The organism is Bradyrhizobium sp. MI1.3 (assembly GCF_055811695.1).
Genome location: NZ_JBVVPQ010000047.1, coordinates 1,142 through 16,274 on the forward strand (window position 1 = coordinate 1,142; position 15,133 = coordinate 16,274).

Below are 15,133 nucleotides of genomic sequence, written 5' to 3' on the forward strand. Positions count from 1 at the left end.
CGCGGGGCGGTATTTCGGGGGCGCCTGGTGGCGGGGTTAACCACGGGCTCAAATCTGTTGGTGGACGGCGGCACCTCTAACCGGGGAATTTTTTGCGGCCCCGCTGTCATCGCCCGGCTTGACCGGGCGATCCAGTATTCCGATGCGACAGAAGTTGAATCGTGAAGCCGCGGCGTACTGGATACCCCGCCTCCGCGGGGTATGACACCGAGAGTGTGACGCGCACTCGTCGCAACAATCTCGTGGCAGCAGAGTGCGCTACATTCTTCAATGGAAATCCCGCGACGGCGGCAAGATGCGGACGTTGCGGGGGTGGCGAAGCTTTTGCGCGGGCGCATCCGGGTGGGCGCGGGGGTCGTCGTTGAGCGGCTCGATCGGGGCGGCGCCTGCCGGCACCGGATGCTTGCGGGTCAAGGCATCGTTGGCAAGCCCGATCAGGTCGTGTGAACGGTCGATCATGCGCTGGGCGATAAGGTGCGTCACCTTTTCTGGGCTGCTCTGGATGTAGCCTTCGACCAGGATGAGACGTGCGCCCATCACCTCTTTCCGGTACTGCTCCATGATCTTCGGCCACACCACGACATTGGCGATGCCGGTTTCGTCCTCCAGTGTCATGAACACGACGCCGCTGGCGCTGCCCGGCCGCTGTCGTACCAGAACGACGCCGGCACAGCGAACGCGGCGCCGCTCGTTGTCATGATTGATGTCCTTGCAGGCGATGATGCGCTCGCGCGTAAACATCTCGCGCAAAAATTCCATCGGATGGCCTTTGAGCGAAAGGCGAATGGTTTGGTAGTCCGCGACCACCTGTTCGGCGCGCGGCATCACCGGCAATGGCCTGGCGTGCTCGTCCGGCTGCTCGCGCGCGGTAGCCACCTCGAACAGCGGCAGCGGCACGTCGTCGGGCAGGCGCCGCACCTGCCACAGCGCCTCGCGGCGGTCGAGCCCGAGCGAGCGGAACGCGTCTGCATCGGCGAGCAGGATCAACGCGCGCTTGGGCAGGCCGGTGTCGCGGGCGAAGTCTTCCAGCAAGGTGAAGGGCCGGCGGTTGCGGGCGGCGACGATGCGGTCGGCCCAGTCGGGCGCTCTCTCCACATGGTCATTCCGGGACGCGGCTCTTTTCAGCCTTTCCTCATCCTCGTCCAGCCAGTGGAAACCGTCGATCTGGCGGAAGCCGAGACGTACCGCGCAATACCCGCCATTTCCCTGCTCCAGCGTGCTCTGCGCAAAACTGTAGGACACATCGATCTCGCGCACCTCGACGCCGTTCTTGCGGGCATCGCCGACGATCTGCGCCGGCGCGTAGAAGCCCATCGGCTGCGAGTTCAGCAGACCACAGCAGAAGGCATCGGGATGATGATATTTCAGCCATGAAGATATGTAGACGAGTTGCGCGAAGCTTGCGGCATGGCTCTCCGGAAAACCGTAGGAGCCAAAGCCCTTGATCTGGTCGAAGCAGCTCTTGGCGAAGTTCGGATCGTAGCCGCGCGCGACCATGTTGCCGATCAGCTTCTCCTCGTATTGGCCGATGGTGCCGACATTGCGGAAGGTCGCCATGGAGCGGCGCAGGCCGTTGGCTTCCTCGGAGGTGAATTTTGCCGCCTCGATCGCGATGCGCATCGCTTGCTCCTGGAACAGCGGCACGCCCAATGTTTTGTGCAGCACATTGTAAAGTTCGTCCTTGTCGCCATGATCCGGTGACGGCGACGGATAACTCACTTTTTCCAGGCCGTTCCGCCGCCGCAAATACGGATGCACCATGTCGCCCTGGATCGGTCCCGGCCGCACGATCGCGACCTCAATGACGAGATCGTAGAAGGTCCGCGGCTTCAGGCGCGGCAGCATGTTCATCTGGGCGCGGCTCTCGACCTGGAACACGCCGAGCGACTCCCCATCGCACAGCATGTCGTAGACTTTGGAATCATCCTGCGGGACGCTCGCCAGCATCCAGCGTTCGCCCTTGTGCTGCTCGATCAGATCAAAGCACTTGCGGATGCAAGTCAGCATGCCCAGCGCGAGCACGTCGACCTTCATCATGCTGAGCGCGTCGACATCGTCCTTGTCCCATTCGATGAAGGTGCGATCATCCATCGCCGCATTGCCGATCGGCACATAGGTGTCGAGCCGGTCTTGCGTGAGCACATAGCCGCCGACATGTTGGGACAGATGACGCGGGAATTCGATCAACTCGGTCGCGAGCTCGACCGCGAGGTTGATCATGGAATTTTGCGGATCGAGGCCGGCCTGCCTGACCTGCATGTCGTTGAGGCCCTTGCCCCAGCTTCCCCACACCGTATCGGCGAGGGCCGCGGTGACGTCCTCGGTTAGGCCCAGCGCCTTGCCGACGTCGCGGATGGCGCTGCGCGGGCGATAATGAATGACGGTGGCGATGATCGCGGCGCGATGGCGGCCGTAACGCCGATAGACATATTGCATCACCTCCTCGCGCCGCGAATGCTCGAAATCGACGTCGATGTCGGGCGGCTCCAGCCGTTCCTTGGAGATGAATCGCTCGAACAGCAGATCGACCTTGGTCGGGTCGACCGAGGTGATGCCGAGCACGTAGCAGACCGCCGAATTCGCTGCCGATCCCCGCCCCTGGCACAAAATGTTCTGGCTGCGCGCGTAATGCACGATGTCGTGCACGGTGAGAAAGTAATGTGCGTATTTCAGTTCGGCGATCAGCGCGAGTTCTTTCTTCAGGGTGGCGCGCAGCTTGTCGTCGATCTTGCCGCCAAAATATTTGTCGACACCGGCCCAGGTCAGATCCTCCAGATGCCCTTGCGCGGTCTTGCCCCGCGGCACCGGCTCGTCCGGATACTGATATTTGAGCTGGTCGAGCGAGAAGGTGATCTTGTCCGCAAAGCGAATGGTCTCCGCGACAGCCTCAGGGAAATCGCGGAATAGCCGCGCCATCTCCCTGGGCGTCTTCAGAAACCGCTCGGCATTGCCTTCCAGCTTGCGGCCGACCGCCTCGATCGTGGTTGTTTCCCGGATGCAGGTCAGCACGTCCTGGAGGGGACGGCGCGCGGGGTGGTGATAGAGCACCTCGTTGGTCGCAAGCAGCGGCACTTTTGCTTTTGAGGCGAGATCATCGAGCTGCGCGAGGCGACGGCGGTCGTCGCCGCGATAGACCAGGCTCGCCGCCAGCCACACGCCCTCGGCCCGACTTGCCTTCAGCTTGGCGAGGATGTCCTGCGCTTGCGCCGCATCGAAGCGATGCGGCAGCGTCAGGATCAGGAGCTGGCCTTCGGAAAACGCAAGGAGATCGGCGAAGGTGAGATGGCACTCGCCCTTCGCGATCCGCGTGATGTCGTCGCCGCGCTTGCCCCTGGTGAGAAGCTGGCATAGCCGGCCATAGGCGGCGCGGTCGCGCGGATAGACCAGGATATCGGGCGTACCATCGATGAAGACGATGCGCGCGCCGATCAGAAGTTTTGGCTTGTGCAGCACCTCGTCATTGTCGAGCTCCTTGTAGGCGCGCACCACGCCGGCGAGCGTGTTGTGGTCGGCGATGCCGATCACGGGAATGCCGAGTTTGCTGGCCTGATGCAAATAGGCGCGCGGATCCGAGCCGCCGCGCAGGAAGGAAAAATTCGTGGTGATGCCGATCTCGGCATAAGCTGGCGTAGTCATGCGAAGAGACCGTGCACATACCAACCGGGAGGAACGGGCTTGCCGTCGCCGTCGAAGCACTCCCCCTCGTAAAGACCATCGCGAAAGATCCAGAAGCGCAGGCCTTCGGCATCCTCGATACGGAAATAATCCCGCGTCAGTTGCTTGCCGTCCTGCCGCCACCATTCCATGGCGATGCGCTCGGGGCCTTCCACCCGCACCACCGCATGCTGCGCGCGGCGCCAGGTGAATTGATGCGGCGGGCCGTCGGGCACGGTCGCGAACGGCACATTGATCGGCTCAGGCTTGTCGAACAGCCGCAACGGACGCAGCGGCGGCTCACTTTCAGTGCGCGCGGGCCATTCGGCCTGCATGGCCACGGCGAGATGATGCTGGGCAGGCGCCGCCAGCACCGCACATTCGGGGATATGGGTATCCTCAGGCAGGTGCACGACGACGCGCTTTCCGCCGATGCGCGCGGCGATGCGGTCGATCAGCGCAGCAAGCTCGTCATTGTCGTGGACATGGGCATCGAGATCGCGCTGCTCCTGCACCACGATCTCGGTGCGGCTTGCCGACAGCCGCACCATGTCGAAGCCGAAGCCGGGATCGAGCGGATCGGCGAGTGCATCGAGACGCTCGCGGAACAGCCGGTCGACGACCGCGCTCCGCGTCACGGGACGTCCGGTCTCGACCATGATCGCACGCACTGCGCCGTCGGTACGGAAGAAGGTGGCCTCAAGCCGGCGCGCGCCCTTGCCCTGCTTCTCCATCGACGCGATCAACGTGTCCGCCAGGCGCGACAGCGTCATCGCGATCATGGTGTCGGTCGCGATCGGCTCAGCAAAGCGTTTCTCCACGATGTAATCGGGCAGCGGCTTTCGTGGATTGATCGGCGCATCGCCCTGCCCCAGCGCATGCGCGAGCAGTGTGGAGAATCGTGCACCAAACCGCGCCGTGATTTCGCTCGGCGTTCGCGAGGCCACATCGCCGATGGTCTTCAAGCCGGCGCGGCGCAGGCCGGTGGTGATGGCCTCACCCGCACCAAGCGCGGACACCGGAAACCGGCTGATTGCCGCCGCCTCCCCGTCATCGGCAACGATGCTACCGGATGCCTGCCGCGTCAGCGTGCGCGCGCAGACCGAGGTGCCGGCGACCGCCGCGCTGACGGCAAAGCCCTGGCGATCGAGGGCACGGACAAGGGTTTGCAACAGCGCAGCCTCGCCGCCGAACAGATGCGCGCAGCCGGTGATGTCGAGGAACAGCCCGTGCGGCGGATCGAGCGCCACCAGCGGCGTGAAGCGGTCGCACCAGTCGGCGATGTCGCCGATCGTCTTGGCATCGGCCACGGCATCGGCGTCGAACACCTTTAAATCAGGACACATCGCCCGGGCATTGGCCAGCGGCTGGCCGATATGCAGACCGAGGCGCTCGGCCGCCTCGTCCAGCGCATGGATCACCAGCGCGTTGCTGTCCTTGATGACGACAATGCTCGGATCATTGGTTCTACCCAGCCCGACGCCGTCGAAGAACCGCTGGATCCGGTCGATGGGCAGGCGCGGCAGCCACAGGCTGAGGATACGCCGACGATTCAGAGAACTGGCACTCATCACATTTCCATTCCATGATCCACCGGCCACACGGGCCATGACGATTGCGCAGGAGCTCGGCATCGAAGCGCGGCGCACCCCAGGCACTCCACATCGCGCCCGGCGGCGAATGCGCCGCGCGCAGCATCCACCTGGTCTCGGCGGTCGAGGGCAAAGGTTGCGCGGCCATCCGCAGCAGCAAGCCGGTGACACCGGAAGACTGCGCAGCCAATGTCAGCTTGCGGCTCGCTACGAGATCGAACTGCCTCGTCTCGCCCCAGAGCTCGAGCACGACGGCGCCCAGCGCGTCGCAGGCGAGTGCATCAGCCGACGTGCGCAGCGCGCTCTCCACGTCGGCGGCGCGCACCATCACCATGCGACGCGGATCGAGACCGATCTCGGCGAGCCCGCTCATCGACAGCGCGCCGGTTTCAATTTCCGAAAAATCCTGCCGCACCCACAGCAGCGGCTTGCGTGCCGTCACGCGCCCCGCAAGTCCCGTGACAAAGCCGGTCGCGGTCGCGCCCTGACGTCCCTCGCAAAACACCTCGTGGATTGCCGCGCGCGCGAGCCCGCCCTTTAGCGCGCTGTCGGCCTCGCGGTGGCCGAGCGCGACACGGTCGCGATGATGCACGACCTCCGCCGTCTCGATGCGCTCGATCTGGCCGCGCAAGGCTGCAAGCGCGCTTGTTCGTGCGCCGCTCATATACGCCGCTCCTCAAGGGTGATTGCCGGTGGCTCTCAAAAAGAGAACCAGCGGCTAGCTCATTTGTTCATGATATGTTCTAATATAAAGCTAACGACGCCCCGGGAGTCAATCGAATTGGCGGGCCTTGGGATTCGTGAGCTGAATCAAAGGGATTCCAATATGGACGTGCAACGCAAGCTGGAAATCCTGGCGGACGCCGCCAAGTACGACGCGTCCTGCGCCTCCAGCGGCACCGAGAGGCGGGATTCCAGCGACGGCAAGGGCATGGGCTCGACCGCGCCCGGCATGGGTATCTGCCATTCCTACGCGCCGGACGGCCGCTGTATCTCGCTGCTCAAGGTGCTGCTGACCAACGCCTGCAATTACGACTGCCTCTATTGCGTCAACCGCGCCTCCTCCAACGTGCCACGTGCCCGCTTCACCATCGACGAAGTGATCAAGCTGACGCTCGACTTCTACCGGCGCAATTACATCGAAGGACTGTTTCTCTCCTCCGGGATCATCCGTAACCCCGACTACACCATGGAGCAGGTGGTGAGCGTCGCGCGAAAACTGCGCGAGGAGCATCACTTCCGTGGCTACATCCATCTCAAGACTATTCCCGAGGCCGACGATGCATTGATCTCCGAGGCCGGCAAATATGCCGACCGTCTCTCCATCAACATCGAGATGCCGCAGGAGACGAGCCTGCAGCAATTCGCGCCCGAGAAGGACGTGCGCGCGATCCGCCGTACCATGGGCCGGCTGCGGCTGAAGCTGGACGAGGCCGAGGAAAGCCGCAGCGCGAAGACGAAAGCCAAGCCGCAACGCTTCGCGCCGGCCGGCCAAAGCACGCAGATGATCGTCGGCGCCGACGCGGCTTCCGACCACACCATCCTCCACACCAGTGCCAATCTCTACGGTTCATACAGGCTGAGGCGCGTCTATTATTCCGCGTTCAGCCCCATCCCCGATGCCAGCCGCGCGCTGCCTCTGCGCGCGCCGCCCTTGCTGCGCGAGCACCGTCTCTACCAGGCCGATTGGCTGATGCGGTTCTACGGCTTCGACGTCGGCGAGATCGTCGACGACAGCGCGATGCTGCCGCTCGACATCGATCCAAAGCTCGCCTGGGCGCTGCGTCACCGCGACCGCTTCCCGCTCGATGTCAACCGCGCCAGCCGCGAGGAATTGTTGCGCGTGCCGGGCTTCGGCACCAAGGCGGTCGAGCGCATCATCGCGGCGCGCCGCACGACCACGATCCGCGTCGCCGACCTCGCGCGGCTGCACGTGCCCCGCAACAAGGCGCTGCCGTTCATCGTCCTCAGCGATCACCGGCCCGCGCCGCACCGCCTCGACGAGGCACGGCTGATCGAACGGTTCAAGCCGGCAACACAACTGGGATTTGGCTTCTGATGCAGTACATCATCCTCGAAAACGAAACCGATTTCGATGGCTGGCGCAAAGCCGCGCGTAGCCTCGTGCTTCATCAAATGAAGCCGGGCGACATCACCTGGGCCGTGCGGGGCGGCGAAGCGGAGCTGTTCGCGCCGCCCTCGCCGTCTCCGCTGCCCGCGGGTGGCGACGGCACCTTCAACGTGCCTGCAAAATTCGTCGAGCTCGCCAAGGCCGCGATTCTGCATCGCGATCCCGAGCGTTTCGCGATCCTCTATCGCCTGCTGTTTCGGCTGAAGGACAATCACGACCTCATCGAGGTCGCGACCGATCCCGATGTCGCGCAAGTCACGGCCATGGCAAAGGCGGTCTACCGCGACGAGCACAAGATGCATGCCTTCGTGCGCTTCCGCGAGATCGGCAGGGAACGCGAAGCGCACTACGTTGCGTGGTTCGAGCCGGAGCATCACATCGTCGAGCTCGCCGCGCCGTTCTTCGCCAAGCGCTTTGCCGACATGCCCTGGTCGATCCTGACGCCGGATTTGTGCGCGCATTGGGATGGCCACGCTCTCTCCTTCACATCAGGCGTCAGCAAGAGCGAGGCGCCGAGCGAAGACCGGCTGGAGGAAACCTGGCGGCGCTACTACGCCAGCATCTTCAATCCGGCCCGCCTGAAGGTGAAGGCGATGCAAACGGAGATGCCGAAGAAATATTGGAGGAACCTGCCCGAGGCTTCGATCATTAAGCCCCTGATCGAGGACGCCGAACGCATGACCGGCGCCATGATCGCCAATGCCGCAACCGATCCGCACAAGCCTCAAAAGCGGCCGGAGGCTCCGATGAAACGCAAGACCGCCACCGACGATCTCGAAGCGCTCCGCGAGGAGGCCGCTCACTGCCGCGCCTGCCATCTCTACAAGGACGCCACCCAGACCGTGTTCGGCGAAGGCCCGAAGTCCGCCAATATCATGCTGGTCGGCGAACAGCCCGGCGACAAGGAAGACCTCGCCGGCCATCCCTTTGTCGGTCCGGCCGGCCAGATGCTCGACCGGGCGCTGCAGGAGGCCGGCGTCGACCGCAAGAAGGTCTATGTCACCAACGCGGTGAAGCACTTCAAATTCGTGCCGCGCGGCAAGATCCGTCTGCATCAAAAGCCGAATACGCCGGAGATAAAGGCCTGCCGACAGTGGTATGAGCGGGAGGTCTCCGTTATCCAGCCCGATCTCATCGTCGCGATGGGCGCGACCGCCGCGCAGAGCGTGTTCGGCAAAATCACCCCGATCGGAAAGAACCGCGGCCGGCTCATAGACCTGCCCGACGGCCGCAAGGCGCTGGTGACGGTGCACCCGTCCTATCTGCTGCGGTTGCCCGATCCGGAGGCCAAACTGCTGGAATATCACCGCTTTGTCGAAGATTTGAAGATCGCCGCCGGCTTACAGAAGAAAGCCGCGCGCGCCGCCTGAATACTGGCGGGAAAACGGCTTTCAGGCGCCGCCTGTCATCCAGCCTTCAAATCCATCGGGGACAATAGCCCTTACAGAAAGTTAAGGGGCGTCCAGACATGACCGATGTTGCATTCGACCGCGCGGTAGCCGATCCCGCGCCGATCCAGCCGGCCTCGCGGCCAAATCTCGACAAGGGCTTCAATCCGCTGACACTGATCCTGTTCTTCGGCATCCTCGCCGCGGGCCTGCTCTACGTGGCCTACAGCATCTATTCCGATGTCGATGCGACCGGCACCAGGGTCACGAGCTACCTGCCTTATATCCTCCTTATCGTTGCGCTCCTGATCGCGCTCGGCTTCGAATTCGTCAACGGTTTCCACGACACCGCCAACGCGGTAGCGACCGTCATCTACACCCACTCGCTGCCGGCCGAAGTCGCGGTGATGTGGTCGGGCTTCTTCAACTTCCTCGGCGTGCTGCTCTCGTCCGGCGCCGTCGCCTTCGGCATCGTTTCGCTGCTGCCGGTCGAGCTGATCCTGCAGGTCGGCTCCAGCGCCGGTTTCGCGATGGTGTTCGCGCTGCTGATCGCCGCGATCCTTTGGAACCTCGGCACCTGGTATTTCGGCCTGCCGGCCTCCTCCTCGCACACGCTGATCGGCTCGATCATCGGCGTCGGCGTTGCGAACGCGCTGATGCGCGGCCGCGACGGCACCTCGGGCGTGGACTGGGGCAAGGCCACGGAGATCGGCTATGCGCTCCTGCTGTCCCCGCTGGTCGGCTTCGTCTGCGCCGCCGGCCTGCTGCTGCTGCTCAAGCTGATGATCAAGAACCCGGCGCTCTATGCCGCTCCTGAGGGTAACAAAGCCCCGCCGATCTGGATTCGCGGCCTGCTGATCCTGACCTGCACCGGCGTCAGCTTCGCCCATGGTTCGAACGACGGCCAGAAAGGCATGGGCCTGATCATGCTGATCCTGATCGGCACTGTGCCCACGGCCTATGCGCTCAATCGCGCATTGCCGGAGTCGCAGGTCGCCCAGTTCGCGAAGATTTCGGAAGCCGCCTCCAAGGTGATTGCGGCCAAGGGCGCCGGCCATGCGATCATCGGCGATCCCCGTCCTGCGGTGACGCAGTACGTCACCTCCCATCACATCAGCGAAGGCACCTATCCTTCGCTGGCAGTGCTGGTGAAGGATGTCGGCGAGCAGGTCGCGAAATACGGTTCGCTGAACAAGGTGCCGGCGGAAGTCGTCGGCAACACCCGCAACGACATGTACCTGACCTCGGAAGCGATCCGCTTCCTGATGAAGGACAAGGAAAACGACCTTAGCAAGGAAGAGGTCGCGACCTTGAACGCCTACAAGGGCGGGCTCGACAGCGCGACCAAGTTCATCCCGACCTGGGTGAAGGTTGCGGTCGCAATCGCGCTCGGCCTCGGCACCATGATCGGCTGGAAGCGCATCGTCGTGACCGTCGGTGAGAAGATCGGCAAGACCCATCTGACCTACGCGCAGGGTGCCTCCGCCGAGCTCGTCGCCGCGGCCACGATCGGCGCCGCCGACGTATTCGGCCTGCCGGTCTCGACCACCCACGTGCTGTCGTCAGGCGTCGCCGGCACCATGGCCGCGAACGGTTCGGGTCTCCAGGTCGCCACCATCAGGAACATGGTGATGGCCTGGGTGCTGACCCTGCCGGTCGCCATCCTGCTGTCGGGCACACTGTACGTGATCTTCTCGCGGATCTTCTGAAAGATCTCTCCACTCCCTCTCCCCGTTCTTACGGGGAGAGGGTTCGGGTGAGGGGCCGCTTCCGCGATCACGGTGAGAGACGGACTCGCGGAGAGTCCCCTCACCCGGAACTCAAGCTGCGCTTGAATTCCGACCTCTCCCAGCAAGCCGGGCGAGGTGAAGTAAGAGTCTTACGATGCCGCGAGCGCTTCCTCGACCAGCTTGACCCAGTACGACGTACCGTAAACGATCGCCTCGTCGTTGAAATCATAGGCGGGGTGATGCAGGCCGGCGCTGTCGCCATTGCCGCAGAAGATAAGGGCGCCGGGCCGCGCTTCCAGCATGTAGGCGAAGTCCTCGCCGGCCATTTGCGGCGGCATCTCGTACACTTTGGCGTCTCCGACGACCTGTTTGGCGATCCGACGCGCCACCTCGGTCGGTGCCGCGTGGTTGTTGGTCACGGGATAACTGTTGTTGTAGCGCAGGTCGATCTTGGCGCCACTGATCTGGGCCACGCCGGCCACGATTTCGCGCACGCGCTTCTCCACGAGCTTGCGCGCCTCCGCGGTCAGCACGCGGATCGTGCCTTTCAACTCCGCCGTTTGCGGAATGACGTTGCGGGTGTTGCCGGCGTGAAATTCGCAGATCGAGATGACGGCCGCGTCCAACGGATCGACGCTGCGCGCGACGATCGACTGCAGGGCCGTGATCACCTGCGCGCCGACCAGAACGGGATCGACGCATTTGTGCGGACGCGCCGCGTGGCCGCCGAGGCCCTCGATCCTAATGTCGACCGCATCGGTCGCCGCCATGATCGGGCCCTGCCGGATCGCGAACGCCCCGATCGGAATGCCGGGGGCGTTGTGCATGCCGTAGACCTGATCGATGGCGAAACGCTCCATGAGTCCATCCTTGACCATGGCCGCGCCGCCGGCACCGCCCTCCTCGGCGGGCTGAAAGATCACGATCGCATCGCCGGCGAAGTTGCGGGTCTCGGCCAGGTAACGGGCTGCACCCAGCAGCATCGCGGTGTGGCCGTCGTGGCCGCAGGCGTGCATCTTGCCCGGAATCTTCGAGGCGTAAGGCAGGCTGGTCTGCTCCTCGATCGGCAGCGCGTCCATGTCGGCGCGCAGACCGATCACCCTGATATCAGCGCTCGCCGGCCGCTTGCCCTTGATCACGCCGACGACGCCGGTCTGGCCGATGCCGGTCACGACCTCGTCGCAGCGGAAGTCGCGCAGGCAGTCTGCCACGAAGGCTGCGGTCCGGTGAACGTCGTACAGCAGCTCCGGATGCTGGTGAATGTCCCGCCGCCAGGTCTGGATGTCGGGTCGAAAGTCGACGACGCGGTTCACGACGGGCATGGCTTTCCTGGATCCTGACTGACACCTCCCTCGGTGGAGCAGGCAAGAGCGCTGGCAATTTCGACAGGCCCACCCGAAGGAGATCTTTACAACGTAAAGATACCTAAGGGTCGGACAGGGGCATCGTCAAGCCAAATCTTGACAGTGTCAAAATTGAAATGGATGTGACGGATCAAGAAAAATGCCCGGGGCAAGCCCGGGCAACGAAGGGATGGACGGGAATGACCTCACGCCGCGAGTTGGCCCTCCACCAGCTTGACCCAGTACGACGTGCCGAAGACGATCGCCTCGTCGTCGAAATTGTAGGCGGGGTGATGCAGGCCGGCGCTGTCGCCGTTGCCGCAGAAGATGAAGGCGCCGGGGCGCGCTTCCAGCATATAGGCGAAATCCTCGCCGCCCATCAGCGGCGGCATCTCGAGCACATTGGCTTCGCCCGCAACTTGCTTGGCAATGCGCTTCGCCACCTCGGTCTCCGCGGCGTGATTGACCACTACCGGATAATTGCGCTGGTAGCGCAGGTCGATCTTGGCGCCGGTGATCTGCGCCACGCCCGCGACGACCTCGCGTACGCGCTTCTCGACCAGCTTGCGCACCTCCGGCGACAGCGTGCGGATGGTGCCCCTCAGTGTCGCGGTTTGTGGAATCACGTTGCGGGCATTGCCCGCGTGGAACTCGCAGATCGAGATCACGGCCGATTCCAGCGGATCGACGCTGCGCGCGACGATCGACTGCAGCGCCGTGATGACCTGCGCGCCGACCAGAACGGAATCGACACATTTGTGCGGCCGCGCGGCGTGGCCGCCGAGACCCTCGATCATGATATCGACCTCGTCGGTCGCCGCCATGATCGGACCCGGCCGGATCGCGAACGAGCCCACCGGAATGCCCGGACCGTTGTGCATGCCATAGACTTGCTCGATGCCGAAGCGCTCCATCAGGCCGTCCTTGACCATGGCCGCTCCACCCGCGCCGCCCTCCTCGGCCGGCTGGAAGATCACCACCGCATCGCCGGCGAAGTTGCGGGTCTCGGCGAGATAACGCGCAGCACCGAGCAGCATCGCGGTGTGGCCGTCATGGCCGCAGGCGTGCATCTTGCCGGGAGTCTTCGAAGCATAAGGCAGGTTGGTCTGCTCCTCGACCGGGAGCGCATCCATATCGGCGCGTAGGCCGATGGCCTTGAGGCCCTCGCCGGCCGGCTTGCTGCCCTTGATCACGCCGACCACGCCGGTCTGGCCGATGCCCGTCACGACCTCATCGCAGCCGAACTCGCGCAGGCGGTCCGCGACGAATGCTGCAGTGCGGTGGACGTCATAGAGCAGCTCCGGATGCTGGTGGATGTCCCGGCGCCAGGCCTGAATATCGGGTTGAAGGTCGGCGACGCGGTTCACGATGGGCATGGAGGGTCTCAAGCTTTGTTGAAAATGCAGGCCTGTCTACCATGCAAGCACCAGTCCACCCAACTGGCGCGGATCGGGGTGTAGCCCTGACTCACAGGCATGGCCGGACTTGTCCCGGCCATCCACGTCTGACTATTAGAACGGAAAGCTCGTGGATGCCTGGGACAAGCCAGGGCACGATTCCTGTTGGGTGGAAGAAGAATGCCAAGGCGGCTCGAAGGTGAGTTTGACTACATTGTCGTTGGGGCCGGCACGGCGGGCTGCATCGTCGCCAACCGGCTGTCGGCCGTTTCCAGCAATCGCGTCCTCGTCCTCGAAGCCGGCGGCGACGACAACTGGATCTGGTTCCACATTCCCGTCGGCTATCTCTTCGCCATCGGCAATCCGCGCTCGGACTGGATGTTCAGGACCGAGGCCGAGCCCGGCCTGAACGGCCGCTCGCTCGCCTATCCTCGTGGCAAGGTGATCGGCGGCTCTTCGGCGATCAACGCCATGATCTCGATGCGCGGGCAGGCCGCTGATTACGATCACTGGCGCCAGCTCGGCATGACCGGCTGGGGTTATGACGACGTGCTGCCGCTGTTCAAACGGCTCGAGGATCACTTCCTCGGCGCGAGCGAGCACCACGGCGCCGGCGGCGGCTGGCGCATCGAGGCGCCGCGGCTGTCCTGGGACATCCTCGATGCCGTGGGCGACGCGGCCGAGGAGATGGGCATCAAGCGCATCCCGGATTTCAATACCGGCGACAACGAAGGCACCAGCTATTTCCACGTCAATCAGAAGCGCGGCCGGCGCTGGTCGTCGGCGCGCGGCTTCCTCAAGCCGGTCCTGAACCGGCCCAATCTGCGGCTCGAAAAGCATGTGCTGGTTGATCGGCTGATCGTCGAACAGGGCCGCGCCGTCGGCGTGCGCTTCATCCAGAATGGCGAGATCGTCGAGGCGCGTGCGAGGCGCGAGGTGATCCTCTCGGCAGGCGCGATCGGCTCAGTGCAGGTGCTGCATCGCTCCGGCCTCGGGCCGGCCGACTGGCTGTCGCCGCTCGGCATCGATATCGTGATGGACAAGCCCGGCGTCGGCCGTAATTTACAGGATCATCTCCAGCAGCGCGCGATCTACAAGGTCGAGGGCGTGCGCACACTGAACGAGACTTATTACAATCTGCTCCGCCGCGGCCTGATGGGGCTCGATTACGCGTTCCGTCGCCGCGGGCCGTTGACCATGGCGCCGTCGCAGCTCGGCATCTTCACCCGCTCCGATGCGACGCGCGCACGCGCCAACATCCAGTTCCACGTCCAGCCGCTGTCGCTCGACAAGTTCGGCGATCCTCTGCACCGCTTCCCCGCGATCACGGTGAGCGCCTGCAATCTCCAGCCGACATCGCGCGGCACCGTACGTCTGCGTTCGGCGGCGCCGGACGAGAAGCCCATCATCGCGCCGAATTATCTTTCAACGGATGACGACCGCCAGGTCGGCGCCGATGCCATCCGCACCACCCGCCGCCTGATGCAGCAGAAGGCGCTGGCAAAATATCGCCCGAGCGAATATCTGCCCGGCCCCTCCGTCGGCGACGACGATGCCTCGCTCGCGAAGGCCGCCGGCGACATCGGCACCACCATCTTCCATCCCGTCGGCACCGCGAAGATGGGCGCGGTGAGCGATCCGATGGCGGTGGTCGACGAACGCCTGCGCTTCTACGGTCTCGGCGGCCTTCGCATTGTCGATGCCTCGATCATGCCGACCATCACGTCGGGCAACACCAACACGCCGACTGCGATGATCGCCGAGAAAGGCGCGACGATGATTTTGGAGGATGCGAAGTGAATGCATAGCCCCGATGGGGCGTAGCGAAATCCGGGAGAGGACGCTCGATTGGTCCCGTATTCCGCTGCGCTCCATACGGGCTACGCGTCCAACCACCT

At 64.1% G+C, this 15,133-nt stretch carries 9 protein-coding genes; 4 read left to right on the plus strand and 5 right to left on the minus strand.

Annotated features, from left to right (window positions below):
* Positions 1-267 precede the first annotated feature (267 nt).
* From AC0L3A_RS27810 to AC0L3A_RS27820, 3 genes are read right to left on the minus strand one after another with little or no spacing between them, the layout of a single operon-like run.
* Positions 268-3,636: an error-prone DNA polymerase gene (locus tag AC0L3A_RS27810; protein ID WP_473255484.1), complete on the minus strand. Its 3,369-nt coding sequence runs from the start codon at positions 3,634-3,636 to the stop codon at positions 268-270.
* On the minus strand, positions 3,633-5,225 hold the full coding sequence (locus AC0L3A_RS27815) for a Y-family DNA polymerase (RefSeq protein WP_035993090.1): 1,593 nt from the start codon (positions 5,223-5,225) through the stop codon (positions 3,633-3,635). The genes AC0L3A_RS27810 and AC0L3A_RS27815 overlap by 4 nt, the downstream gene beginning before the upstream one ends.
* Positions 5,122-5,910, minus strand: a complete 789-nt coding sequence (locus AC0L3A_RS27820; RefSeq protein ID WP_354127644.1) for an ImuA family protein — start codon at positions 5,908-5,910, stop codon at positions 5,122-5,124. The genes AC0L3A_RS27815 and AC0L3A_RS27820 overlap by 104 nt, the downstream gene beginning before the upstream one ends.
* A gap of 162 nt (positions 5,911-6,072) precedes the next feature.
* Between AC0L3A_RS27820 and AC0L3A_RS27825 the strand changes: the two genes are divergently transcribed.
* From AC0L3A_RS27825 to AC0L3A_RS27835, 3 genes are all read left to right on the plus strand, one after another.
* Positions 6,073-7,305, plus strand: a complete 1,233-nt coding sequence (locus tag AC0L3A_RS27825; protein ID WP_219684817.1) for a putative DNA modification/repair radical SAM protein — start codon at positions 6,073-6,075, stop codon at positions 7,303-7,305.
* Positions 7,305-8,747: a UdgX family uracil-DNA binding protein gene (locus AC0L3A_RS27830; protein WP_219684816.1), complete on the plus strand. Its 1,443-nt coding sequence runs from the start codon at positions 7,305-7,307 to the stop codon at positions 8,745-8,747. Before AC0L3A_RS27825 ends, AC0L3A_RS27830 begins: the two co-directional genes overlap by 1 nt.
* A gap of 98 nt (positions 8,748-8,845) precedes the next feature.
* Positions 8,846-10,474: an inorganic phosphate transporter gene (locus tag AC0L3A_RS27835; RefSeq protein WP_007593607.1), complete on the plus strand. Its 1,629-nt coding sequence runs from the start codon at positions 8,846-8,848 to the stop codon at positions 10,472-10,474.
* A gap of 170 nt (positions 10,475-10,644) precedes the next feature.
* On the opposite strand, the gene AC0L3A_RS27840 is transcribed toward AC0L3A_RS27835, so the two are convergent.
* Together AC0L3A_RS27840 and AC0L3A_RS27845 are read right to left on the minus strand one after the other, a co-directional pair.
* Entirely contained in the window at positions 10,645-11,817 is a 1,173-nt protein-coding gene (locus AC0L3A_RS27840) for a M20 aminoacylase family protein (RefSeq protein WP_007593608.1), read from the minus strand.
* A gap of 227 nt (positions 11,818-12,044) precedes the next feature.
* Positions 12,045-13,214, minus strand: coding sequence for a M20 aminoacylase family protein (locus tag AC0L3A_RS27845; RefSeq protein ID WP_007593609.1), 1,170 nt, complete (start codon positions 13,212-13,214; stop codon positions 12,045-12,047).
* Positions 13,215-13,415: 201 nt separating this feature from the next.
* Here AC0L3A_RS27845 and AC0L3A_RS27850 point away from each other — a divergent pair, with 201 nt between their 5' ends.
* Positions 13,416-15,035, plus strand: a complete 1,620-nt coding sequence (locus tag AC0L3A_RS27850) for a GMC family oxidoreductase (protein WP_007593610.1) — start codon at positions 13,416-13,418, stop codon at positions 15,033-15,035.
* Positions 15,036-15,133 lie beyond the last annotated feature (98 nt).